This window comes from Gilliamella sp. HK2, from assembly GCF_001690265.1.
GTDB classification, from domain to species: Bacteria; Pseudomonadota; Gammaproteobacteria; order Enterobacterales; family Orbaceae; genus Gilliamella; species Gilliamella apicola_C.
On sequence record NZ_LZGV01000094.1, the window covers coordinates 1 to 25,639 of the forward strand.

A 25,639-nucleotide genomic window follows, 5' to 3' on the forward strand; every position below is an offset into this window, starting at 1 on the left:
TTCAGAAAAGCCATTGATTTTATTGAAGTTTTTATTTTGTATTTTTTTAGTTAAATCAATGCGTTGGGCAACTATCTGTAAAACTACCTGTAAAAAACTTTTACTCTTTTCTTTTTATCCCAATAAATTGAACTAATCGCTTAACAAAAGCACAAGTGGAAGATTTCGATTTTGTTTTTAAGACTTAAATCTTAAGCCAAAAATCGTTCAGAAAAACTATTGATTTTATTAAAGTTTTTATCTTCTGTTTTTTTAGCTAAATCAATGTGTTGGGCAACTATCTGTAAACTACCTGTAAACAAGACTTTTTATTCTTTCTTTTCTTTTTATCCCAATAAATTGAACTAATCGCTTAACAAAAGCACAAGCGGAAGATTTCGATTTTGTTTTTAATACTTAAATCTTAAGTCAAAAATCGTTCAGAAAACCCATTGATTTTATTAAAGTTTTTGTTTTATGTTTTTTAGTTAAATCAGCGAGTTAGACAAATAAACAGATAAATTTAACTATTCCACCGAATTGATTCGGTGGAGTTTTAATAGCGATGCTATAGCATCGCTTGATGTAATTTATGATACACGGCTAACAACTTTTGATGCATTGCAAACTGCTCTAAATTGTTATTGGCTAGTTCATCGACTGAGGCAAAATCCGCCAAGCCAAAAAATGTTTTTTCACCATTGGCATATTGCCACATTTCATCAACACAATCTTTGCCATACATTTTGCTAAATGCATTTTGGTATTGAGTAAATGTTTGAGGATCACGTTCAATCATAAAATTAACCAGTGTTTGCAAGCAACGATAGGCATGATTACGTGTTGGTGTAAATATCGAAGCATTCATTTCAATCGTCCAGTCAATCCATTGTTGTGCTTGATCTAAATCTTTACCCGCCAAGGCCAGCATCGCCTTTAATTCGCCAATTCGCAATGTTAACCAAGCATTATCGCTACCGGTTGCAATGCCCAGTAATTCACGAACACGCGCATAATCATCCAGACCTTCATCATCAAGCTGTTCAATCATTGCCAAATACTGTTTTGTGCTAAATTTCTTATGAGGTAATGACAAAATAAGATCGCGTAGACCAATTGCCATGTTGCTATTGGCAAGTAACAGATCTTCCGGCGGGTAAATTTCGGACATGCCAACAGCTAAAATACGACAAGCATAAACGCCCAGATGCTCATAGTCCATGATGAGTACTTCTGTATTGTGGCGCTGGAAAATAGACATTAAATTAGTGAACTCTTGATCTGTGGTACCCGAAAAATCCCAATCCACAAATTCATAATCGGCTTGCTCTTTAAATAGATCCCATGAAATCAAGCCACTTGAATCGATAAAGTGCGTTTCTAAATTACTAAGATCCGCTATCTCATCATTATCAAAACTTGGCGGAGAAAACACATCAAGATCTTTTAAACTGCGCCCTTGTAATAGCTCGGTGACGGTTCGTTCAAAGGCAACTCCAAAATTTGGATGTGCACCAAATGACGCATAACACGTTCCATTTTGCGGATTAAACAACACAACACAAATCACGGGAAATTCACCACCCAATGAGGCGTCAAAGCAATAAAGCGGAAAACCTTCACTTTCAAGTGCGCTAATGGCTGCCAAAACAGCTGGGTATCGGTTAATCACTTCGGTTGGAATTAGGGGTAAGCTAATTGCTTCGGCTATGATTTTGTTTTTGGTATAACGTTCAAAAATTTCTGATAACCCCTGCACGCGTGCTTCATTTCGAGTATTGCCCGCTGACATACCGTTAGATGCATATAAATTAGCAATTAAATTAACTGGCACATAAACCGTTTGCTTATCGGATTGTTGCTCAAATGGTAACGCACAAATACCCCGCTCGCCATGACTTGATTGTAAATCGATTAAATCGGTTGCACATAGTTCATTATCCGGATCATAAAACTTCAGCAAGTTTGGGGTTAATAATCCTTTAGGTAAGGAATTATCCTCAGGAATGGTAAACCATTTTTCGGTCGGATAATGCACAAAATCGGCATTTGCTACTTGTTTTCCTAAATAAAAATCGGAAAAAAAGTAATTAGTAGATAACCGCTCAAAATACTCACCCAAGGCCGATGCTAACGCCGCTTTTTTGCTTGCACCTTTACCATTAGCAAAGCACAAGGGGCACTTTGTGTTTTGAATATGCACTGACCATACATTCGGTACAGGATTAAGCCAAGAAGCTTCTTTTACATCTAAATCATATTTTGCTAATTGTTGCTGAAAATAGTTAATTGAATCTTCAAGTGCAGCATCTTTTCCAGGAATATAAGTTTTCATAATTAATCTCAAAATAATTTCATGTTACAATAATCACGCTTTACAGCTTTAAAGGCTTATAACTGTATACGCAAATTAGAAAAAATAGAAGTCAAAAATTAATCTCCCTTTCAATAAGGAAATAAAATGAACAAAAAAATAAATTTTAAAGATATTTCCATCAAAGACTTTTTTTTCTTTGATAAAATGATGACACCTGTATTTATCACTATCGTATATTGGATTGCTTTAGTGCTTGTTGGCTTTAGTGCATTAAGCATAATAATAGGTAGCTTTGCTATATTTTCCTATAGTGCTGCAGCAGGAATAGTTGCGTTTTTCACTGGTATCATTACTTTTGTTGTAGGATTTATTTCAACTCGTATTGGTTTTGAATTACTTTGTGTATTATTTAGCATCAACAATAACATCAGAAAACTCGCTGAAGAAAAAACAGGCGTTGAAAATACTAATTCGGAAAAAACAGAATAATCATCGAGCCAAATACAGCAAATTAACAATAAGTAAACTGATTATTTATGCTAAAAAGCGGGAACTTATTCCCGCTTTTTATTGCTTTATCAATAAAATTAAAACCACAATTATTCATTAACTACACTAAGCTCGTTAAGTGGCCACCTTGGTCTAACATTAATGGCCAAATCGGAATACTGCTTCGCTTTTAAATGAATCATACCGGCATAGGCAATCATAGCGCCATTATCGGTACAAAACTCAAGTCTTGGGTAATAAACCTGACCTTTACGCTGTTGCATCAACTGAGTTAATTTATCACGTAAGGTATTATTAGCACTCACACCACCAGCAATGACTAAACGGTTAAAGCCGGTTTGATCAAGCGCTCGACGTGATTTAATTAATAAAGTATCAACTAAAGCATCTTCAAAGGCTCGCGCAATATCCGCTTTGGTTTGGCTGTCAAGCTCATTGCCCTCAGTGCTATGCTGATAAATGGTATTAGCCGCCGCAGTTTTTAGCCCCGAAAAGCTAAAATCAAGCCCTGGTCTATCCGTCATTGGGCGAGGAAACGAAAAACGTGACGCATTGCCTTGTTGGGCTAACTTTGACAATTTTGCGCCACCAGGATAATCCAACCCGAGTAATTTAGCTGTTTTATCAAAAGCTTCACCAGCAGCATCATCAATGGATTCACCAATAAGTTCATATTGACCAATACCTGTAACGCTAATAAGCTGTGTATGCCCGCCAGAAACTAATAAGGCAACAAATGGAAATTCAGGTGGGTTATCTTCAAGCATTGGTGCAAGCAAATGCCCTTCCATGTGATGCACTGCAATAGCTGGCACATTCCATGCATAAGCAAGCGATCGCCCAATTGATGCACCAACCATCAAAGCGCCGATCAAACCAGGACCCGCAGTATAAGCGACACCATCGATATCCGCTGAATCTAAATGTGCTTCTTTTAATGCGGCTTGAATTAACGGCACTGTTTTACGTATATGATCGCGTGAAGCAAGCTCAGGCACAACGCCACCATAATCAGCATGTAATTTAACTTGAGAATAAAGTTGGTTTGCAATCAAACCATGAATATCATCATAAATGGCGATGCCTGTTTCATCGCACGAGGTTTCAATGCCTAGGATCTTCATTAATGTCTACCTGCAAAATCAGTAAGATCTTCTTCACTCCAGAGATCTTGGTCAGTGCTATCTTTATCGGAGATGCGGTGCGCTTCAGTTGCCCAATCGCCTAAATCAATAAGTTGGCAGCGTTTACTGCAAAATGGACGATAAAGACTATCATTATTCCATTCCACTTTTTTTTGACAAGTTGGGCAATTAACAAATATAGCTGTATTTTTATTCATTTCGACTCTTTCTTTTCAGTAATCAGTATTTAAAGTACTAACAGCAAGCTAATTCAAATTCAAGCTTATCGGTATTGACGTTATCACAAACATCTAGCGATAAAAAACGAATACTAAAGCGCGACATATGACCTGATACTTGTGGATACACATTTTTATCTGACGAAACTCGAATCCGAACCAAGTTTACATCACCATTAGTTTCTTGAAAAAAATTGTTAAAACAAACAAATCGCTTAAATTCGCCCATTTGCCTAATTAGTTGCATATAGTATGTTAGAGATTTATCCAGCGTTGACAAGTGCTCTAGCCAACTTTTAACTTGAATATCGCGCTTTTCTTGTGAAATATTGAGCCATAAGTGAAACGAAGGCAAATCAAAACTACAACACCCACCTGGGATCATCAAACGTTGGCGAATAGCAGTAATAAAACGATCATCTCTTAATGGCTGTCCCAAGCGTCCTATCTCATTAAATTGAGCTGAAAAACCATCAAACTGGTGGATCAATTCATTAATGAGATCATGATCAACACAATCAAAAGTTAGCCACAAAGTTAACTTTTGTTTTTGCGATTCAAGCTCTTTAGTCAAATCGCCTTTAACATCATTACGCTCAATAATTTCTAACAGTTCGGACAATGCATGAAAAAAAAGCAATGCATTATTCTGATCAAAATGGCAATGTGTATTTAATTGATTTAATAAAAATTCGATACGGAGCCAAGTACGCATTTTTTCATTTAATGGATGTTCAAAAATAATGTCATTCATCTATTTAAATCTTACCATTAAAGTTATGTAAATATTGTTGATGCAATTGATCAACTTGCGCAGTTAGCGACGTAAAATTATCATCATTAACAATGATATCATCAGCATAGGATAAGCGTTTTTGCAAAGATACTTGCGATCGTATCATCTTTTCAGCTAGTGATTGACTAATATTATCTCTTTCTATTAATCGCGCCAATTGTAACGAGATCGGGGCATCGATTATTAATACGCGATCTGCTAATGTGTGTAAATTGTTTTCAATCAATAGTGGTACAACCCAAATAACATATGTTGAATTTTGCCTAGCAATTTGTTTTTGTGTTTCTTGTTGAATTATGGGGTGCAGTAAATGATTAAGCCAAAGGCGTTCATGATCATTATTAAAAATAATCTCGCGTAACTGACTGCGATCGAGTTCGCCATTGGCAAGCAAAATTTCTTGGCTAAAGTGCTTAACAATTTGGTTAAGCGCATCGCTACCAACTTGCACAACTTGCCTTGCAATAATGTCTGCATCGATAATAGGCACACCTAATTTGGCAAACAAATTGGCAATAGTACTTTTACCACTGGCAATACCGCCACTTAAAGCAACAACATAAGGCATAAAGTCAATTCCAATCCAACAAAAATATTAAGTTATTATAGCATACAAGTAGATTGATTATGTAACTCAAACCATAAGCTTGAGTTAATAATTCAGCTAACAAAACTATTCATCCAAATAGTACATAATAGCTATAATTCGAAAAATTTATCCACGATTATAAAATAAATTAAATAAAACAGTTGTTTTATATCACTAGCTGTATATAATTACATGTATCTGTATATAAAAACAGGAAAAAATAATGAGGCCACTAACCGCACGTCAGCAACAAATTTATGATCTAATAAAAGACAACATTCAAACCACAGGTATGCCACCAACGCGTGCCGAAATCGCCAAAAAATTAGGGTTTCGATCCGCTAATGCAGCCGAAGAACACCTTAAAGCTTTAGCTAAAAAAGGAGCTATTGAAATGATTGCAGGATCTTCACGAGGTATCCGCCTTTTGCTTGAAAGTCCTGTTGAACAAAATGATTTTGAAGGTTTACCGCTTATTGGTCAAGTTGCCGCAGGATCACCAATACTAGCGCAAGAGCATATCGAAAGCCATTACCAAGTCGATCCTTCACTATTTAAACCTCATGCCGACTTTTTATTAAGAGTGCATGGCATGTCAATGAAAGATATCGGAATATTAGATGGTGACTTATTAGCAGTACACAAAACTCAAGACGTTAAAAATGGTCAAATCGTTGTTGCTCGCATTGATGACGAAGTCACCGTTAAACGTTTATCTTGCAAAGGTAAGCATGTCCGTTTAATTGCCGAAAATGAAGAGTTTTCACCAATTGAAGTTGATTTAGAACAACAAAACTTTGCCATTGAAGGACTTGCTGTTGGTATCATCCGTAACGGATCGTGGATGTAACAATAAACATCATTGCAAGTGTATAGATGTGTAAGAAAAGTTAGTATAAAATAACAACCACACTAAAGTGTGGGGAGACAACTATGTGGCTATTTTGGTTATACGAATTTTTAGGATTTATTGCAACGCTATTACTTATTTTAGGCTACTGCCGTTTTAGAGGAATTGGATTTTGGTCCTTAATATGGAAACAATTAAAATGGGTATCTTTAGCTGTACTCATTGTTTGGTTAATCATTGCTGTGCTTTGCCGAACTGATTTATACAATGCAACTCATTGCTATTTTAGAGGTGAAAGCATGCATGCCAACACCAAATATTCTATCTTTTTGGGTGAATGCCAAGTTGAAACGCCAAGCGGTAGTTATGTGCCTATCGAACGCTCTAGAGCAATACCAGGATCAAGTAGCCACGATCACGAAAGTGACGATAACAGCGGTGTTACAAATGATTTTTACCCAGTTGATTAACCGATTAACTTATAAAAAACAATAAAACAACTACAAATCCAGTATCAAATTACTGGATTTTTTTATCCTAAAAATAAATTAAATAATAAATCGATACAAGCAGATATAACGCAACAGATGAACTCTCCCATGCATGACTACAAAATGCGATTATTGATAGTTGCTCATATCATCCATAATACTCACTTTTTTGAGTGATTGATTCTTGTCAAAATATTAGACTGTGCTCGTCGCTATAAACGCTATAAATACGTTCTTAACATTAAGATAATACTGCTTTTCAACTCTGCCTATAGCCGCCTGTTAGCGCGCTGTTTTTGCTATACCCTGAATTATCTTGAAATTAGTGAAGAACGTTAAAAAGGGCTTGATTAGCCCTTTTGTGATTAGTCAATTTTTACTATTTTTTATTTAATCAAAGTCTATTTAATCATCTTCACAATCACTTGGTTTTACATCCACTGAAAAAACTTTATCATTATTGATATAGTAATTATGGTTAGCGCCTCGTGGAAAGACTAATCGTAGTGTTTTCATACTTGCACTATCACCACAATAAAACTCAATCAAGTTGTTTTTTACCTCTTTTTGAGTGCTTTCATTTTGTAATGCATCTTTAGTGATATTATTCACATTATATTTATAATTAATAGTATTATTCTCAGCTGATACATCAACTAAAGTAGTACTTGAATCCATTGTGGCCGGTAATTTTGTTTTGATGGCTTTAAGCATTAAATCTTGAGCAACGCCATAATGACCTTCTCTTACCTTATTAAGCATATCATCCTTTTCAGATTTTGTTTGTTCATACAAATCTTGAGCTTTATCACTAACAGCTGAACTAACTTGCTTAACTTGCTCGCTGACTTTTGCACCTAATTGACTGGCCTTATCACTAACTTGTGAGCTTAATTGTTCAGCTTTCTCTTCAATTTGCGAGCCTAATTTACTAGCTTTATCACTAATTTCACTACCTAATTGCCCAGCTTTATCACTCATTTCACTGCCTAATTGCTCTGCCTTATCACTCATTTCTGAGCCTGTTTGCTCACTTTTTTGTTTAATATCATCAGTTGTTGATTTTGAATTATCACAATTAACTAAAAAAAAGCCTAACATTGCTAACGTAATCACTTTTAAAAGTTTCATTTTATTGCCCTTTTGGTTTTCTATTTTTATATTGTGACTATAATGATTTTATACATCATAGCCTGTTGATTTTAAATCATAAATTATATCATAGCATAAACAGCAAAAGGACTTAAATCCGCCCTTTTGCAGTAAAAAATATCAATTAATTAATATGCATACCACCTGTAACGCCATAGGTTTCGCCAGTGGTATAACTTGACTCTTCTGATGCTAAATGTACATAAACACCAGCAAGTTCAACTGGCTGACCTGCTCTTTGTAATGGAGTTTGTTGACCAAATTCAGGAATGACATCACTTGGTTGACCACCACAAATTTGTAATGGAGTCCAAACAGGCCCTGGTGCCACGCTATTCACACGAATGCCCTTATGCGCTAATTGCTTAGCTAAACCACGAGTAAAAGCGATAATGGCCGTTTTGGTGGCGGCATAATCTAATAAATTACCACTCGGCTGATAAGCTTGAACAGACGAAGTAGTAATAATTGTTGAACCTGGTTTTAAATAACCCAACGCCGCTTTAGTAACCCAAAAAAGTGAAAACACATTAATTTCAAAGGTTTTCTTAATTTGCTCAGTTGTGAGATCCATAATATCTTCAACCGCAGTTTGCTTACCCGCAACCAAGGTTAAATTATCTAATCCACCTAATTGATGGTGCGCTTCATCAACTAATTTTTTGCAAAAAGCTTCATCGCTTAAATCACCAGGAATTAGCACCGCTTTACGTCCAGATGCTTGAATAACTTTGGCGACTTCTTCTGCATCTTTTTGCTCAATTGGAAGGTAGTTTATTGCCACATCAGCGCCCTCTTTAGCATAAGCAATTGCTGCTGCACGGCCAATACCTGAATCGCCACCAGTAACAAGTATCTTACGTCCCTCTAGGCGCCCGTGACCTTGATAACTTTTTTCACCACAATCTGGAGTGGGGGTCATTTCGCACTGTAAAGCGGGAGCAGTCTGTGTTTGTTTTGGGAAATTAGTATGATGATATTTGGTAAGTGGATTATAGATGTGTTTGCTCATAATTTTCTCCTAAGTTAACCATGTATTTGAAAACAAATTCAATATAACTTAAATAAAATTAATTAATGATCACAAAATCCTATTGATAAGCATATTTTAATCTTTAAAATACCTAACTAATTCAATAAATTATATTTACCGATAATAAAAAATTAGAATATTTATTTCTTAAAGCTTAATAGTATTTCTCAATATCATTGCCTCAAACTTTTAAACTAAATGCATAAAAACTAAATGCATAAAAACTAAATGAATAAAAATTTTAGGCGACTAAATAATAAAAGGTGACTTTCCATGATTGGCTTGGTGGATTCAATAAAAGCAATAATACCAAAGCCATAAATGCTGCATAATCTTGCACCTGATTAAGTGTAGCAAATTACGATATATTAAGCTAGTGATAACAGGCTTAGTACAGCAAATTATTTTCATTAATAACCAATTGATTTAAATTAAATTATAACGGTTTTATTATAATTAATATCGTAGCAATAGTTAACACCATCAAGAAAATGTTTTTAGCACTTTTACTCTATCGCTGTTTTCAATATTGAAACTTTTTTATCAATTCTTCATTTCATATTGCAAATCATATTACAAAAGCTAAAAAAAACTGTTGCACTTTTTTTTAAAACGAGTATTTTGTTAGAAATAGTTTTTAAAAATGACAAAAAAGTTAATTATACAACATTATGAAATTTTCACTCAAACTCGTCCTCATCAACATTATTATTGTCAGCGTGGTCATTATTCCAACGCGGGGGCGTTTTTTGAATTAAAAATATGTTCGTACATAACTCAAAAACCCCCGCTCTCCAAAAGCGGGGGTTTTTTTATGAATAACAACTGAACAAAAAAAGCACAAGTGAGGAATAAATGTTAGGAACACAGTGGATAGTAAAAACCTTAAAAGAAAAAGGCGTAACCACCGTTTTTGGGTATCCTGGTGGACAAATTATGCCTCTTTACGATGCACTTTATGATGGCGGCATTGAGCATGTGCTGTGTCGGCATGAGCAAGGAGCCGCTATGGCCGCCATTGGCTATGCGCGTGCAACTGGAAAAATCGGGGTTTGCATCGCTACATCAGGGCCTGGTGCAACTAACATCATTACAGGTCTTGCTGATGCCTTAATTGATTCAGTTCCTGTTGTTGCTATAACAGGGCAAGTACCGACCAAGTTAATTGGCACCGATGCCTTTCAAGAAGTCGATGTTTTAGGATTATCGCTAGCTTGTACCAAGCACAGTTACTTAATTGACGACGCCAAAGACTTACCAAATACCTTAGAACAGGCGTTTAATTTAGCCTGTTCAGGCAGACCTGGGCCAATATTGATTGATATTCCCAAAGATATACAGCTTGCCAACCTTGACTATCAACAATATTTAACACCATCCTCATTAAAAACCACTCAAGATAAGACTCAACTCTACCCAATCAGGCCTAGTGATATAAAACACGCTAAAGAAATGATTGCCCAAGCCAAAAAGCCAATACTTTACATTGGTGGCGGGGTTGGGCTGTCTGGTGCAATATCTGAGCTAAGAGACTTTATGACATTCACACAAATCCCAAGTGTATCAACCCTAAAAGGACTTGGCGTTGCAGATATTAATAACCCTTATTATTTAGGATTAATTGGTATGCACGGAGCCAAAGCGGCGAACTTAGCGGTGCAAGAGTGCGATTTATTAATAGCCTTAGGCGTTCGATTTGATGACAGGGTGACTGGTAATCTTAATGAATTTGCGCGACATGCTAAAGTGCTTCATATCGATATTGATCAAGCCGAAATCAATAAATTACGCCAAAGTCACTTAGGATTACAAGGGGACATAAAGCAGGTATTACCATTGCTTAATCAAAGCGTATCGATACAAGCTTGGCACCAAAAGATTGAAGAACTAAAAGCTCAACACCCAACTCGTTACGATCATCCTGGTGAGGCTATTTACGCCCCAACATTATTAAAAATGATTTCGGAACGCAAATTGGCCAACACCATTATCACAACAGATGTTGGGCAACACCAAATGTGGACAGCCCAGCATATGCGTTTTAATCATCCACAAAACTTTATTACATCAAGTGGGCTTGGCACAATGGGCTTTGGTTTACCTGCAGCAGTTGGCGCACAAATGGCAAGACCAACTGATTGTGTGATTTGCGTATCAGGTGATGGATCTTTTATGATGAATGTCCAAGAATTAACCACGATTAAACGTAAAAAATTACCAATAAAAATTGTATTAATTGATAATCAACGCTTAGGCATGGTTCGCCAGTGGCAAGAGTTATTTTTTAACGAAAGATATAGCGAAACCAATTTATCAGACAACCCAGACTTTTTAATGTTAGCCAAAGCGTTTGACATACCGGGGCAAAGTATCAGTAAAAAATCACAAATCAATACAGCACTTGATAACTTGTTCAATTCAACCGGTGCTTACCTTTTGCATGTATGCATAGATGAATTAGAAAACGTATGGCCTTTAGTACCGCCAGGAGCGGCTAACGAAAACATGTTAGATAAAAGTGGTAAGGAGTAAGTGATGAACGAACAGATGCAACATCAATTGACCATAAAAGCTTATGACAAATTGGGCTCGCTTGAACGTATATTACGGGTGCTCCGTCATCGTGGTGGGCACATTACATCAATGCAAATGCAAACTATTGAAAACAATTTATTGATTCTAACCATCACTCTAACAACTGAAAGATGGCTTTCGACATTACAAAAGCAAGTCGAAAAATTAGAGGATGTAATAGCAATTGAATAAAAGCCATTAAAAATAACTTATTATTAAATAGATATTTAAATAAAGCAAACAAACATTTTAGCCGTTAAATAAACAAAAAAGTATAGTATAATGCTTGACCGTTAAAGCAAAAATACCTAAAGCAAAATACATGCTTAGCAAATAGTAAAATTGAAGAGGAAAACACAATGAGTTCGACAACAAAATCTGATTATATTTGGTTAAATGGTGAGATGGTTCCATGGGCAGATGCCAAAGTGCACGTTATGTCGCATGCCTTACATTATGGCACATCAGTATTTGAAGGTGTTCGTTGTTATAATACACATAAAGGACCTGCAATATTTCGTCATAAAGAACACGCACAAAGATTATTAAATTCAGCCAAAATTTATCGTTTTCCTGTTCCTTATTCACTTGAAGAAATCATGGAAGCGACTCGCCAAGTCATCAAGAAAAACAATTTAGAAAGCGCTTACATTCGCCCTCTCGTGTTTATTGGTGATGTAGGCATGGGCGTTAATCCACCTGCTGGCTATAAAACTGATGTTATGATTGCCGCATTTCCATGGGGCGCCTATTTAGGTGAAGAAGCATTAGATCAAGGTATTGATGCTATGGTATCTTCTTGGAATCGTGTTGCATCAAATACCATTCCAGCTGCTGCTAAAGCAGGTGGTAACTATTTATCATCATTATTAATCGGCTCAGAAGCGCGCGCTAATGGCTTCCAAGAAGGTATTGCATTAGATGTGCATGGTCACTTATCTGAGGGGGCTGGCGAAAATCTATTTATTATTAAAGACGGTATTTTATATACGCCTGTTTTATCGTCTTCAGCGCTACCAGGTATTACGCGCGATGCAGTATTAACGCTAGCACGCGATATTGGTATTGAAGTTCGCGAACAAATACTATCACGTGAATCACTTTATCTAGCCGACGAAGTCTTTATGACAGGTACTGCTGCCGAAATCACACCTGTGCGCAGTGTTGACCGCATTCAAATTGGTATTGGTCGTTGTGGTCCAATTACCAAACAAATTCAACAAGCATTTTTTGGCTTATTTAATGGTAACACTGAAGATAAATACGGTTGGTTAGATCCAATTAAATAAACTATAAAATCAAAATCCGCCAACGTATTTGGCGGATAGCATGTTAACTTGATGATAGATTTTAAAGAACTATAAACCGTTACACACGGTTACTTGCATAAAAATTGGGAGCAAGAAATGCCTAAATATCGTTCAGCAACCTCGATCGAAGGCCGAAATATGGCTGGCGCCCGCGCATTATGGCGTGCAACTGGCGTTAAAAATGAAGACTTTGGTAAACCCATCATTGCGGTGGTTAACTCATTCACACAATTTGTACCTGGGCATGTCCATTTAAAAGATATTGGACAACTGGTCGCCAAGCAAATTGAAGCATCTGGTGGCATTGCCAAAGAATTTAATACTATTGCCGTTGATGATGGTATCGCTATGGGGCATGGTGGGATGCTTTATTCCTTACCATCACGGGAACTGATTGCTGATTCAGTGGAATATATGGTTAATGCACATTGTGCTGATGCCATGATCTGCATTTCAAACTGCGACAAAATCACACCGGGTATGTTAATGGCCTCGCTTCGCTTAAATATTCCAACGGTATTTGTATCAGGTGGACCAATGGAGGCAGGTAAAACCAAATTATCTGACCAAATCATCAAATTAGACTTAGTCGATGCCATGATCCAAAGTGCCAATCCCAATGTTAGCGATGAAGATAGCAAAGCCATTGAAGAATCAGCCTGTCCTACCTGTGGCTCTTGCTCTGGCATGTTTACCGCCAATTCCATGAACTGCTTAACCGAAGCTTTAGGGCTTTCACTACCTGGTAATGGCTCGCTGGTTGCGACACACAAACAACGTGAACAACTCTTTTTAAATGCAGCTAAACGTATTGTTGAAATCACCAAACGTTATTATGAACAAGATGATGAATCTTATCTTCCTCGTTCCATTGCCACCAAAGCCGCATACGAAAACGCCATGTCACTTGATATAGCTATGGGCGGTTCAACGAATACAGTATTACATTTATTGGCAACCGCGCAAGAAGGCGAAATTGACTTTACCATGTCTGACATTGACAGACTATCACGCAAAGTCCCTCACTTATGTAAAGTGGCGCCAAGCACGCAATTATATCATATGGAAGATGTGCACCGTGCGGGTGGTGTTGTAGCTATTATGTCAGAATTAAACAAAGCGGGGTTACTCAACCGTAATGTTCATAATGTACTTGGGCTTTCGTTAGAGGAAACTTTTGCTAAATATGACATTACACAAACCACTGATGAATCCATAAAAAAAATGTATCGTAGTGGACCTGCTGGCATTCGAACCACCAAAGCATTTTCACAAGATTGCTACTGGGACACGCTTGATGATGATCGCCAAAATGGTTGCATTCGTAACAAAGCACATGCCTATAGCCAAGATGGCGGGCTTGCCACACTCTATGGTAACGTTGCGCTTGATGGCGCTATTGTAAAAACCGCAGGGGTTGCCACTGAAAATCTCGTTTTTAAAGGACCAGCAAAAGTGTTTGAAAGCCAAGAAGACGCCGTCGATGCGATTTTAGGTGGCAAAGTCGTGGCTGGTGATGTGGTTGTCATTATTTACGAAGGTCCAAAAGGGGGACCTGGTATGCAAGAAATGCTCTATCCAACAAGCTACTTAAAATCAATGGGGCTTGGCAAATCCTGTGCACTAATTACCGATGGCAGATTTTCGGGTGGTTCATCGGGCTTATCCATTGGTCATATCTCGCCAGAAGCGGCAAATGGTGGATTAATCGGTCTGGTACGAAATGGCGACATGATTGATATTGATATCCCAAATCGCAAATTAGTATTAGATGTGCCTGCTGATGAACTTGAGCGCCGTCGCGTAGCCGAACTTGCCCGTGGCGACAAAGCCTTTACTCCGCATAACCGCAATCGCTATGTATCATACGCGCTTAAAGCTTACGCCAGTTTAGCAACAAGTGCCGATAAAGGCGCCGTTCGTGATAAAAGCAAACTAGGAGGTTAATATGAAACAACACAACAACAAGCTCACTGGTGCCGATTATTTAAAAGCAACACTATGTAGCGCCGTATACGATGTGGCCGATGTTACACCTCTTGAAAAAATGGAAAAAATCTCAACCAGATTAAAAAACCAAATTTTTGTAAAACGAGAAGATCGCCAATTAGTCCATAGTTTTAAAATTCGTGGCGCCCAAGCCATGATAGCTAGCCTGAGCGAAGAAGAACGCCAATGTGGTGTTATTGCTGCATCAGCGGGTAATCATGCTCAAGGTGTTGCATTTTCGGCAAGTAAGCTAGGTATAAATTCATTAATCGTAATGCCATTAACCACCGCCGATATAAAAGTCGAGGCCGTTAAAAGTTTTGGTGGTGAAGTGCTCCTTTATGGTGCCAATTTTGACGAAGCCAAGGCCAAAGCCATGGAGCTTGCCAAACAACAAAATCGCATTTTTATTCCACCATTTGATCATCCACTGGTCATTGCAGGACAAGGCAGTATTGCCATGGAGTTATTACAACAAAATGCTAAACTTGATCGCATCTTTGTACCTGTTGGCGGTGGAGGGCTTGCTGCTGGTATTGCGGTATTAATTAAACAGATCATGCCAACAATAAAAGTCATCGCCGTTGAGCCAGCCGACGCTGCTTGCTTAAAGGCCGCACTTGATGCAGGTAAGCCAGTTGATTTAAACCGTGTTGGGCTATTTGCTGAAGGTGTCGCTGTTAAACGAATTGGCGATGAAACATTTAGACTTTGCCAACAATATATTGATGACATCATCACCGTTGATAGCGATGAAATTTGCGCTGCTGTTAAAGACTTATTTGATGACGTACGAGCAATCGCTGAGCCCTCTGGCGCTGTGGCGCTTGCTGGTTTAAAAAAATATGTAGATCAACATAACATCTGCGGTGAAAACCTTGCGCATATACTATCTGGCGCTAATTTAAACTTCCACAATTTACGTTATGTATCAGAGCGTTGTGAGCTAGGTGAAAAACGTGAAGCACTTTTCGCCGTCACCATTCCCGAAAAGAAAGGCAGTTTTTTAAAATTTTGCCAATTACTAGGCGGGCGGGCGGTAACCGAATTTAATTACCGCTATCACGATGACCAATCAGCGTGTGTTTTTGTTGGGGTTAAAATTGCCCAAAGCAATGAAAAGGACGAAATCATACAAGAATTAACTGTAGCAAATTATGCCGTTGTAGATTTAACCGAAGATGAGATGGCAAAACTGCATGTGCGCTACATGATTGGTGGCAAACCTTGCAAGCCTATTCAAGAGCAAGTTTACAGTTTTGAATTTCCAGAATCACAAGGTGCATTACTTAAATTCTTACAAATGCTAGGTACCAATTGGAATATCTCAATGTTCCATTATCGTAGCCATGGCACCGATTACGGACGTGTGCTTGCTGCATTCGAAATCGACGAATCAACCATTAATCAGTTCAATCAACACCTAGCCGAGTTGGGTTATGGCTTTCACAACGAAACGCATAATCCATCACTTAAGCTATTTTTGATCAATCAAGATTAAAATCAATAATCACTATCCCCCATCAGGTCGGATAGTGATTTAGCCAAAATTATTCGCTAAAATAAAGGTAAAACAACTAAACTCATTATCGTTCAAACGTAAAAATAAGGTAGCTAAAAACGACACTATATTAAAAAGCTTTATGTTAATGTTAAGATTAATATAAAACTAATTATTTTTTATAATCATTTGTACTGGGTAGTGATCAGAATAGTTATCGGTAAACTCATCTTTTAACACTTTTACATCCATGACATCATTTTTAAGCATTGGTGAAATATAAATATAATCATAGCGTAATGGTGTTGATGCTTGATCGTAAAACACTTTAGTTGGCGCGGTAGCAACAAAATTTTTATTTTTTAACTTCAAAGCATCAATAAACCCAGCATCTAAAAGATTTTGCTGCACGGTATAACTTAACTGACCATCAACTAAATTTTCTAAAATTGGGCGCTTTTTTTGTTTTTCTTTTATATCTTCAAGCAAATTACTTTTGTCATATTCGGTTTTATCCGCAGGTGAAAACGAATTTAAATCGCCCGCTATAATCCACTTGCCATTAGGATCATGGCTATATTTTATTGAATCAATAATAAGATTTATTTCATCTATTCTTTTCGCTGTCCAAAATGGGTTCATATGCGTAACAACAAAATGATATTTGCCAATATCGGCATACAAAGCACCATGCCACATATTATCAATCACTTTATTTACATTAATAATTGGGTATTTTGATGTAATTGCAACAGGGAAAAATGCAGCATCATCGGGGGATTCTTTCAATAATACGGCATATTTATGCCCATAACTGGCAGCGAATTTCTCAAGCTTTTCACGAGTAAAAAAATTCATTTCTTGCCAAGCAATAATATCGGCATCTTGTGCTTTTGCCCATTGAATAAACTTTTGTTTTCCTTCTGATTGATCTAATTGCATGCCATTATAGGCATTATAGCTAATCATCTTTAATTGTTTTACATCATCAAGTGCAGCAAAAGCCGTTGAAGTACTGAGCATTATACCACTTATAATCGCGGCAAATTTTAATTTACTTTTATTCATAATAATATCCCTTTCTTTTCTTTATCTATTCAATAGATATTATATTGATTTAGCATCCAGCAAATCTTTTTTTATAATTTATGTGATATGGATCAATAATTTATCGAATTATTGTTATATAGTGGCTTTTTACTTGCTTAATGTTAATTAATAGCGCCACTATTTTTTGCTAAGGTTTATAAAGGTTAGACGCTTTAGAAATAAGCACATTTTTGCATTCAAAAATAGGTCAGAAAAACCATTGATTTTATTGAAGTTTTTCTTGGTGTTTTTAGCGTAATTTTTAGCTATAGAAATAAAACTAACCTATTGATTAAAAATCGCTTTTATTGCTATTACAAAAGCATTTAACTGGAAGAGCATAATTCAATCGCCACCTGACTACAGGACGCTTTACTTGTTTGACTTAAATTCACTTTATATTACTTTTGGCAAAGTTAGGGTATTTTATCAATACCCAACGTTAGGGTTAGGCACATAGGAAATACCCATTGCCATCATTCCAGCGAGAATCAACACGACTTTCCGCTAGGCTTACCATTATATGCCCGCTTACATTGAAAACGCCACTTGCCCAATGCCAATCAATGGTTATACGTTATACATTGCTTGCAATTGCTTTTATTAACGCTATATTATGCAACTCATTGATATAATCAATATTAAAATAAGAAAAACCGTGTAATATCCTGCCGGTAAAAAAATTAACTTGGGAAACCGTTTGCCATGCAAAAATTAATATTGTTATTAGCATTATTGTTATTTAACTGGTTTAATGCTCATTATTCTTTAGCCAATACCCAAAAAGCATCATCTCAATATAAACATAGAGAGCACTTTGATACTTTCGATGACTTTTACCAAAGTTTACCCAACTTAACCTTACCATTTGATACTCATGCTCTGGCGAAAGGTAAATTTGTAGATAGCAAGTTTTTTCATTTTAATGACGAAGATTATCGTTATTATGATAATCCTTCTGATAAGGAACGGCGTTATTTTACTTTAGAAAAGCTTACCGCTATTGGACGCTTTGAAATTGATAATATTCGATTTGTGATCTATCGCTTTACCTTTGATAGTCAAGGTGAAGGAATTATGGAAGATTTGACTATATTAAATGCTTTTGATGAAAATGGAAAATATTTAGATGAGCTTATTTTAACTGGGAAAACTGGGCATGAAGATCATATGTTTTTGTATTCGGCTTTAGCTCTCGATAATTTATTTCACGTTCATATTAAGGCAGATTATGAGCTAGGGTATTTTATTGATGTCACTGATAATCATTATGATTATACAACAAATGTTGATTTAACTTACCAATTTAAAAATAATCAATTTTGGTTAAAAGAACATGAGCCGAACTGTCAAACACTTAATCTTAATAACTATTTAAATCAGCTTAACAAAAAGCAGTTTGCTGATGTTACCGATGTGATAGCTTTTAATAATTATATTGCTTGCTATCCCGTATCAGAAAATCTTCAAATATATAAAAAGATAGCTGATTATATCAGTGGCACTCGTGACCACTTTTTAAGTAACGCAGAATATTATCAGCTAAAAGATAGACTTAAAATCATTTTGGATGATAAGTGATCCTAACTAGGTTAGAATATTATGATGATCAATATGATTGACATCATCCCCCCCCTTTCTAAAGGAAGAAAATGCCAAATATGACGGTTTACTGCATGTAGTAAACCGTTTTTACGATTCGTTATTTAATTTGTTCAATATACCCTTTTACAATATTGATACTTTTTTCAAAGAGTTGTTTTTCGTTGTCAGTAAAATCAAGTTCAATGACTTTTTTTATTCCATGCTGATCTAAAATAGCTGGTACACCGATAGCGACATTTTTATAACCATATTCCCCATTTAAAACACAGCTAAGCGCTAAGGCACGGTGGCTATTAGTGAATATGTGCTGGCAAATTTCGGTGATGGTGCTAGCAATACCATATTCAGTACAGTGCTTTCGGTTAGCAATTTCAAACCCCATTTTTCTTGCTTGCGTTCCTATTGCTGCAAAATCAATTTTATTTTTTTCTAGATGATTAAGATTTATGCCATAAACAGATGAATGTGACCAGACCGGAAATTGTGAATCACCATGTTCACCAACAATAAATGCGTCGATGCTTTGCGGACCAATATCCATTTGTTCGCCCAATAAGCGACGCAATCGCACCGTATCAAGCCACACCCCAGTGCCAATCACGCGGTGGCGTGGTAAGCCAGAGAGTTGCCAAACTTGATAGGTTATGGCATCACAAGGGTTAGTCGCAATGACAAAAATACCTTTAAAGCCGTTTTTCATCATATTAGGCACGATACTGGCAACAATTTTGGAGGTGCCCGCAAGCTCTTCGGATCGACTTTTTTGCGCAATGCCTGATGTAACAGTAATAATTGCGATATCAATATCAGCACAATCCGTTGATTCACGCAAACTCACTTTAACCATATTTTGTCGATAAGCCGCAGCATCTAACAAATCTTGCGCATGCCCATAGGCTAACTCTTTATTGAGATCAACAAGCGCAATTTCTTCACAAATGCCTCGGTTAACAAAGGTATAAGCAGTGGTTGACCCCACATTCCCCACACCGATAATCATCACTTTACGTAATTTCATACTAACCCCTCGCTTGATTTTAAAAATAAGGTAAGGTATAACAATAAAGATTCTTTTAATAATATACCTTTCGATATGTTCAATAAAGCAACATTGTTGTGATTTAACCAATTATATCTTTTGCTCTAGCTATTATTTAAATAGATGGAAGTATCTACTATTTAATTAAGTTTTATATAGAATGAACGAGTAATATAGCTCTATTAGTAATCAATGACGATAAGTAATGTGGATTTTTTAAAAATTTGACTTCCATTTGTTAATGATAATAATTATCATTAATGTTTGTTTTGTAATACAACTAATTCAAATACTAAAAATGCTCTTGATTTACGAATCACTTTTACAAAATTAGACAATTTTATTATTTGTTAATCCCAAGGAGTCGCTAATGAAGTTCAAATTATCTAAAAAACAGACAACATTATTAAAGGTTGTTTTAACTTCATTTATCGCTTTGCTCACTCTGTCTAAATCGGCTCACGCAGAAGAAAAAAAATTCAAAGCGGTTACCACTTTTACTGTGATTCAAGATATCGCGCAAAATATCGCTGGGGATGCAGCTATAGTTGAATCTATTACCAAAGTAGGGGCTGAAATCCATGAATACGATCCCACACCTCAAGATATTACCAAAGTGCTTTCAGCCGATTTAGTTTTATGGAATGGGCTAAATTTAGAACTATGGTTTAAGCGTTTTTTTGAAGATGTAAAACATGTTCCGTCAGTTATCGTCACTGAGGGCATTGAGCCCATGCCAATTCAAGAAGGTAGTTATAAAGGGAATCCAAACCCTCATGCTTGGATGTCACCGACGCTTGCATTAACCTATATTGAAAATATTCGTGCTGCGTTTGTTAAATATGATCCTAAAAATGCAGAAATTTATAATAAAAATGCTGCTGATTATATTGCCAAAATTAAAGCACTTGATGCCCCACTGCGTGAACGTTTAGCGAAGATCCCTGAAAGCAAACGTTGGTTAGTGACAAGCGAAGGCGCGTTTAGTTACTTAGCCAGAGATTATCATTTAAAAGAGGCTTACTTATGGCCAATTAATGCAGAACAACAAGGCACACCAAAGCAAGTTAAAAACCTGATCGATCTTGTACGAAAAAATAGTATTCCTGTTATATTTAGTGAAAGCACCATTTCCGACAAACCCGCCAAACAAGTGAGTAAAGAGACTGGCGCTAAATATGGCGGAGTTTTATATGTTGATTCACTTTCCACACAAAATGGTCCCGTGCCAACTTATATTGATTTGTTAAAAGTGACTGTTGAAACTATCGCTAAAGGATTCGAACAATAATGACTCAAATTTGCTTAAATGTTGATGATATCACCGTGACTTATAATAATGGTCACACCGCAATTTATGATGCCAGTTTTTGCTTAAATGGCGGTACTATCTGTGCTTTAGTCGGCGTTAATGGTAGTGGCAAGTCGACTTTATTTAAGAGTATTATGGGAATGGTTCGCCCAACCCGAGGTAAGGTAACTTTTAATGATATCCCCGTAAAACAAGCCTTAAAGCAAAATATTATTGCCTATGTGCCACAAACAGAAGAAGTCGATTGGGATTTTCCTGTGTTAGTTTCTGACGTGGTGATGATGGGGCGATACGGCCATATGTCTTTTTTACGTATTCCAAGTAAAGAAGACAAAAAACAAGTCAATATGGCACTTGAAAAAGTTAATATGTTGGATTTTAAACATCGGCAAATTGGCGAACTTTCTGGCGGACAAAAAAAACGGGTTTTTTTAGCGCGCGCCTTAGCGCAACAAGGCAAAGTACTATTGCTAGACGAGCCTTTTACTGGCGTTGATGTTAAAACTGAAAATGCCATTATTGATCTTTTGAAAGATCTGCGTAAAGAAGGTCATTTAATTTTAGTTTCAACCCATAACTTAGGTAGTGTGCCTGATTTTTGTGATCAAGTCGTATTAATTAACCAAACTGTTTTGGCTTTTGGTCCAACGAAAACGACGTTTACACCACAAAATTTAATGACTACTTTTGGTGGTGCATTGCGTTATCTTAGCTTATCTGGCGATAAATTGCATGAGGATGAAGATCCTCGTAAAGTATCAATACTAACTGATGATGAACGTGCCGCAATTTTTTATGGGGAAGGAAAACACGACTCACCTCATCGAAATTTGCTGGTTGATCATACCCAAAACAGATCAAAAAGGTAACATAAAATGGAACTTTTACTTGAACCATTCACCTACGGCTTTATGCTTAAAGCCATTTGGGTCAGCAGTATTGTTGGTGCAGCTTGTGCTTTTTTGTCAGCTTTTTTGATGCTAAAAGGTTGGTCACTAATGGGAGATGCGCTTTCCCATTCTGTCGTGCCAGGTGTGGCTGGCGCATATGCACTGGGCTTGCCTTATTCAATTGGTGCCTTTTTTACTGGTTTACTTGCTGCGCTCGCCATTACTTTAGTTCGTGCCTTTACGCGATTAAAAGAAGACGCCATCATTGGCTTTATTTTTTCAACTTTTTTTGCGATTGGATTATTAATTATTTCGCTCAACCCAACCTCGGTTAATGCTCAAACTATTATATTTGGAAATATCCTTGGGATTGATGATAATGATATGTGGCAGGTCCAAATTATTATCTTAATTTCATTTGTCTTGTTACTGCTTTTTTGGAAAGATTTATTAGTGGTTTTTTTTGATGAAACCCATGCTAGATCAATTGGATTAAAACCTTTAAAACTTAAAATCCTATTTTTTACTATTTTAAGCGCATGCACTGTTGCGGCATTACAAACTGTTGGGGCAATTTTAGTGATTGCCATGGTTGTCACCCCAGGAGCAACCGCTTATTTACTGACGAATCGATTTTCGCGATTATTGATGATTTCTGTTTTCATTGGCGCTATAACGAGTGCTGTTGGTGCTTGGATTAGTTACTTTCTAGATGGTGAAACTGGTGGCGTTATTGTGACATTGCAAACGCTAATCTTTATTGCTGCCTTTCTATTTGCGCCAAAGCAAGGGTTAATTGTAAACCGCCTCAAAATTCGTCAAAGTCGATTAAACAAAGGGGAAAAGGTATGACTGAGTGTTGGGAATTTATTTATTATCCACTTACTCTTCCTCTTATTCAACGCGCAATTTTAGCTTCATTAGCAACGGGTCTAGTTTGTGCGCTGCTTTCTTGTTTTTTGGTTTTAAAAGGCTGGTCACTAATGGGTGATGCGGTTTCGCATGCCGTTTTACCCGGCATTGTGCTAGCCTATTTAGCCGGAATTCCCATCATTATAGGCGCTTTTGCCTCGGGCTTATTTTGCTCGGTTGCAACCGGTTACATTAAGGAAAATAGCCGAATAAAAGAAGATACCGTCATGGGCATTGTCTTTTCAGGCATGTTTGCCTTTGGATTAGTACTTTTTTCAAAAGTAGATACTTCACAACATTTAAATCATATCTTATTCGGTAATGTGCTTGGTACGAGTTATGACGAACTTAAACAAATTATTTTCATTGCCGTTATAGTATCAATTTTAATTATTATTAAACGTCGTGATCTCATGCTTTACTGCTTCGATCCTGTGCAAGCTAAAGTTGTTGGACTGCCTGTTAAACTATTGCATTATGGTTTATTGAGTGTGTTAGCATTAACTATTGTAGGATCGCTGAAAGTAGCTGGAATGATTTTAGTGATTGCGATGCTCATCGCTCCAGGCATCATTGCTTTTTCGCTAACAAAACGCTTTGAACGAATGTTAATGATTGCCGTATTGGTTTCGACGTTTTCAACCGTTATGGGCACCTTAATAAGCTATTATGCTGATGCGTCAACCAGTGCCTGCATTGTGATTTTACAAGCAACTATCTTTTTGATTGCCCAAATTTATCAGTTTATTGCTAGCAAAAAAACTCGCCGTTAATACTGTTGCTAAAACGGCTGTTTTAACAACAAATAACAGCGTAAAAGATATCTTTCATATTTTTTATGCTGTTGCTAATGTTTATTAACTTTAATCGTTATTCATCATCAAAATATTTACTGGAATCAGCATAATTATCAAAACGCGAAAATTGACCTTGGAATTTTAATCGTACTTTACCAATTGGACCATTACGCTGTTTACCTAAAATAATTTCTGCAATGCCTTTATGTTCAGATGCTTCATTATAAACCTCATCACGATAGATAAACATAATCACATCGGCATCTTGTTCGATCGATCCTGATTCACGTAAGTCTGAGTTAACTGGTCGTTTATCGGCACGTTGCTCTAAGCTACGGTTAAGCTGTGATAATGCTACAACGGGAATTTGTAGTTCTTTGGCTAAGGCCTTTAACGAACGTGATATTTCGGCAATTTCAAGCGTTCGGTTTTCAGATATATTCGGTACGCGCATAAGTTGTAAGTAATCGACCATGATCATACTTAACCCTTTGTGTTCGCGATAAATTCGCCTTGCTCGTGAACGAAGTTCCATTGGTGTTAAACCCGATGAGTCATCAATATAGATGTTTTTCTTTTCAAGTAATAATCCCATCGTACTTGAAATTCTTGCCCAGTCATCGTCTTGTAATTGCCCTGTTCGAATGCGTGTTTGGTCAACACGTGAAAGCGAAGCTAGCATACGCATCATAATTTGTTCTGATGGCATTTCTAAGCTGAATATTAATACGGGCTTTTCTTGCTCTAAGGCGGCATTTTCGCACAGGTTCATGGCAAAAGTGGTTTTCCCCATTGATGGACGAGCAGCAATAATAATTAAGTCTGAACGCTGTAAACCTGCCGTTTTTTTGTCTAAATCAATATAACCCGTTGAAACACCTGTCACGCCATCATGTGGGCGTTGGAACAGCTCTTCAATTTTAGCGACAGTGGCTTCTAATACTTCGGTAATGCTTTTAGGACCTTCGCCTTGTTTCGTTCGGCTTTCGGCAATCTGAAAGATTTTACTTTCTGCAAAGTCTAAAATTTCAGTGCTATCTCGACCCTGAGTAGCGTAACAGTTATCAGCAATTTCGTTAGAAGCGCTGATAAGCTCACGCAAAATGGCTTGTTGGCGAATAATATCACTATAAGCAACAACATTAATTGCACTTGGTGTGTTTTTAGAAAGCTCAGCCAAATAAGCAAAGCCACCTACATCCGTTAATAGATCCTTACTCTCTAAGCTTTCCGAGAGCGTAATTAAATCGATCGGCGTTCCTTTACCAACCAAAGTATGCATTTCAGAAAAAATCAGCTGATGATGACGCGAGTAAAAATCACGCTCAGTAATCATTTCAGATACTGAATCCCAACGTTGGTTGTCAAGCATTAAACTACCAAGCACCGCTTGTTCAGCCTCAATTGAATGTGGTGGAAGCTTAATATTATGCAAATTTGATTTTTTCGCTTCTTGATTTTTATAATCTTTGTTTATGCTTGTTTCATTAGTGTTCATTACATTCATCTTTTTAATTCATTCATTTTTAAATAATCTAATT

General features: G+C 36.8%; 23 protein-coding genes. 13 read left to right on the top strand and 10 right to left on the bottom strand.

Annotated elements, in window-relative coordinates:
• Positions 1-547: 547 nt before the first annotated feature.
• Positions 548-2,317: a 30S ribosomal protein S12 methylthiotransferase accessory factor YcaO gene (ycaO, locus tag A9G45_RS09595; protein WP_065566759.1), complete on the bottom strand. Its 1,770-nt coding sequence runs from the start codon at positions 2,315-2,317 to the stop codon at positions 548-550.
• A 123-nt stretch (positions 2,318-2,440) separates the two neighbouring features.
• Between ycaO and A9G45_RS09600 the strand changes: the two genes are divergently transcribed.
• Positions 2,441-2,785, top strand: coding sequence for a DUF4282 domain-containing protein (locus A9G45_RS09600; protein WP_081297879.1), 345 nt, complete (start codon positions 2,441-2,443; stop codon positions 2,783-2,785).
• Between the two features lie 110 nt (positions 2,786-2,895).
• Here A9G45_RS09600 and tsaD read toward each other — a convergent pair whose 3' ends face one another.
• From tsaD to coaE, 4 genes are read right to left on the bottom strand one after another with little or no spacing between them, the layout of a single operon-like run.
• Positions 2,896-3,930: a tRNA (adenosine(37)-N6)-threonylcarbamoyltransferase complex transferase subunit TsaD gene (gene tsaD, locus A9G45_RS09605; RefSeq protein WP_065566695.1), complete on the bottom strand. Its 1,035-nt coding sequence runs from the start codon at positions 3,928-3,930 to the stop codon at positions 2,896-2,898.
• Positions 3,930-4,148, bottom strand: coding sequence for a DNA gyrase inhibitor YacG (gene yacG / locus A9G45_RS09610; protein ID WP_065566696.1), 219 nt, complete (start codon positions 4,146-4,148; stop codon positions 3,930-3,932). The genes tsaD and yacG overlap by 1 nt, the downstream gene beginning before the upstream one ends.
• Before the next feature lie 37 nt (positions 4,149-4,185).
• Entirely contained in the window at positions 4,186-4,923 is a 738-nt protein-coding gene (locus A9G45_RS09615) for a cell division protein ZapD (protein WP_065566697.1), read from the bottom strand.
• A 4-nt stretch (positions 4,924-4,927) separates the two neighbouring features.
• Entirely contained in the window at positions 4,928-5,533 is a 606-nt protein-coding gene (gene coaE, locus A9G45_RS09620; RefSeq protein ID WP_065566698.1) for a dephospho-CoA kinase, read from the bottom strand.
• Between the two features lie 244 nt (positions 5,534-5,777).
• Here coaE and lexA point away from each other — a divergent pair, with 244 nt between their 5' ends.
• Together lexA and A9G45_RS09630 are read left to right on the top strand one after the other, a co-directional pair.
• A complete protein-coding gene (gene lexA, locus A9G45_RS09625) occupies positions 5,778-6,404 on the top strand; it encodes a transcriptional repressor LexA (protein ID WP_065566699.1) in 627 nt (208 codons plus the stop codon).
• Positions 6,405-6,487: 83 nt separating this feature from the next.
• Positions 6,488-6,874, top strand: coding sequence for a hypothetical protein (locus A9G45_RS09630; RefSeq protein WP_065566700.1), 387 nt, complete (start codon positions 6,488-6,490; stop codon positions 6,872-6,874).
• 426 nt (positions 6,875-7,300) lie between these two features.
• On the opposite strand, the gene A9G45_RS09635 is transcribed toward A9G45_RS09630, so the two are convergent.
• Positions 7,301-8,026 (bottom strand): hypothetical protein, encoded by a 726-nt coding sequence (locus A9G45_RS09635; RefSeq protein WP_065566701.1) that lies wholly within the window; start codon positions 8,024-8,026, stop codon positions 7,301-7,303.
• A 145-nt stretch (positions 8,027-8,171) separates the two neighbouring features.
• Positions 8,172-9,059, bottom strand: a complete 888-nt coding sequence (locus A9G45_RS09640) for an SDR family oxidoreductase (RefSeq protein ID WP_065566702.1) — start codon at positions 9,057-9,059, stop codon at positions 8,172-8,174.
• A gap of 876 nt (positions 9,060-9,935) precedes the next feature.
• On the opposite strand from A9G45_RS09640, the gene ilvG reads away from it, so the two are divergent.
• The 5 genes from ilvG to ilvA all read left to right on the top strand — a co-directional run bounded on the left by ilvG (position 9,936) and on the right by ilvA (position 16,454).
• The gene (gene ilvG, locus A9G45_RS09645) at positions 9,936-11,612 is read left to right on the top strand and encodes an acetolactate synthase 2 catalytic subunit (RefSeq protein WP_065566703.1); all 1,677 of its coding nucleotides are present in this window, start codon (positions 9,936-9,938) and stop codon (positions 11,610-11,612) included.
• Positions 11,613-11,615: 3 nt separating this feature from the next.
• A complete protein-coding gene (ilvM, locus tag A9G45_RS09650) occupies positions 11,616-11,846 on the top strand; it encodes an acetolactate synthase 2 small subunit (RefSeq protein ID WP_081297880.1) in 231 nt (76 codons plus the stop codon).
• A gap of 167 nt (positions 11,847-12,013) precedes the next feature.
• Positions 12,014-12,943, top strand: coding sequence for a branched-chain amino acid transaminase (locus A9G45_RS09655; RefSeq protein WP_065566704.1), 930 nt, complete (start codon positions 12,014-12,016; stop codon positions 12,941-12,943).
• A 117-nt stretch (positions 12,944-13,060) separates the two neighbouring features.
• The gene (ilvD, locus tag A9G45_RS09660) at positions 13,061-14,911 is read left to right on the top strand and encodes a dihydroxy-acid dehydratase (protein WP_065566705.1); all 1,851 of its coding nucleotides are present in this window, start codon (positions 13,061-13,063) and stop codon (positions 14,909-14,911) included.
• A 1-nt stretch (position 14,912) separates the two neighbouring features.
• Positions 14,913-16,454, top strand: a complete 1,542-nt coding sequence (gene ilvA, locus A9G45_RS09665) for a threonine ammonia-lyase, biosynthetic (RefSeq protein WP_065566706.1) — start codon at positions 14,913-14,915, stop codon at positions 16,452-16,454.
• Between the two features lie 168 nt (positions 16,455-16,622).
• On the opposite strand, the gene A9G45_RS09670 is transcribed toward ilvA, so the two are convergent.
• Complete coding sequence (locus A9G45_RS09670; RefSeq protein ID WP_081297881.1) at positions 16,623-17,522, bottom strand: endonuclease/exonuclease/phosphatase family protein; 900 nt, start codon at positions 17,520-17,522, stop codon at positions 16,623-16,625.
• Between the two features lie 726 nt (positions 17,523-18,248).
• On the opposite strand from A9G45_RS09670, the gene A9G45_RS09675 reads away from it, so the two are divergent.
• On the top strand, positions 18,249-19,124 hold the full coding sequence (locus tag A9G45_RS09675; RefSeq protein ID WP_065566707.1) for a hypothetical protein: 876 nt from the start codon (positions 18,249-18,251) through the stop codon (positions 19,122-19,124).
• A gap of 121 nt (positions 19,125-19,245) precedes the next feature.
• Here A9G45_RS09675 and A9G45_RS09680 read toward each other — a convergent pair whose 3' ends face one another.
• Positions 19,246-20,166 carry an L-lactate dehydrogenase gene (locus A9G45_RS09680; protein ID WP_065566708.1) on the bottom strand — a complete coding sequence of 307 codons (921 nt, stop codon included), beginning with the start codon at positions 20,164-20,166 and terminating at the stop codon, positions 19,246-19,248.
• A gap of 391 nt (positions 20,167-20,557) precedes the next feature.
• On the opposite strand from A9G45_RS09680, the gene A9G45_RS09685 reads away from it, so the two are divergent.
• Genes A9G45_RS09685 through A9G45_RS09700 form a run of 4 tightly spaced genes read left to right on the top strand, consistent with a single transcriptional unit; the run spans position 20,558 to position 24,074 of the window.
• The gene (locus tag A9G45_RS09685; RefSeq protein WP_065566709.1) at positions 20,558-21,478 is read left to right on the top strand and encodes a metal ABC transporter substrate-binding protein; all 921 of its coding nucleotides are present in this window, start codon (positions 20,558-20,560) and stop codon (positions 21,476-21,478) included.
• Positions 21,478-22,368: a manganese/iron ABC transporter ATP-binding protein gene (locus A9G45_RS09690; protein ID WP_065566710.1), complete on the top strand. Its 891-nt coding sequence runs from the start codon at positions 21,478-21,480 to the stop codon at positions 22,366-22,368. Before A9G45_RS09685 ends, A9G45_RS09690 begins: the two co-directional genes overlap by 1 nt.
• 6 nt (positions 22,369-22,374) lie before the next feature.
• Positions 22,375-23,241, top strand: coding sequence for a metal ABC transporter permease (locus tag A9G45_RS09695; protein ID WP_065566711.1), 867 nt, complete (start codon positions 22,375-22,377; stop codon positions 23,239-23,241).
• The gene (locus A9G45_RS09700) at positions 23,238-24,074 is read left to right on the top strand and encodes a metal ABC transporter permease (protein WP_065566712.1); all 837 of its coding nucleotides are present in this window, start codon (positions 23,238-23,240) and stop codon (positions 24,072-24,074) included. Before A9G45_RS09695 ends, A9G45_RS09700 begins: the two co-directional genes overlap by 4 nt.
• A 97-nt stretch (positions 24,075-24,171) precedes the next feature.
• On the opposite strand, the gene dnaB is transcribed toward A9G45_RS09700, so the two are convergent.
• The gene (gene dnaB / locus A9G45_RS09705) at positions 24,172-25,596 is read right to left on the bottom strand and encodes a replicative DNA helicase (protein WP_065566713.1); all 1,425 of its coding nucleotides are present in this window, start codon (positions 25,594-25,596) and stop codon (positions 24,172-24,174) included.
• Positions 25,597-25,639 lie beyond the last annotated feature (43 nt).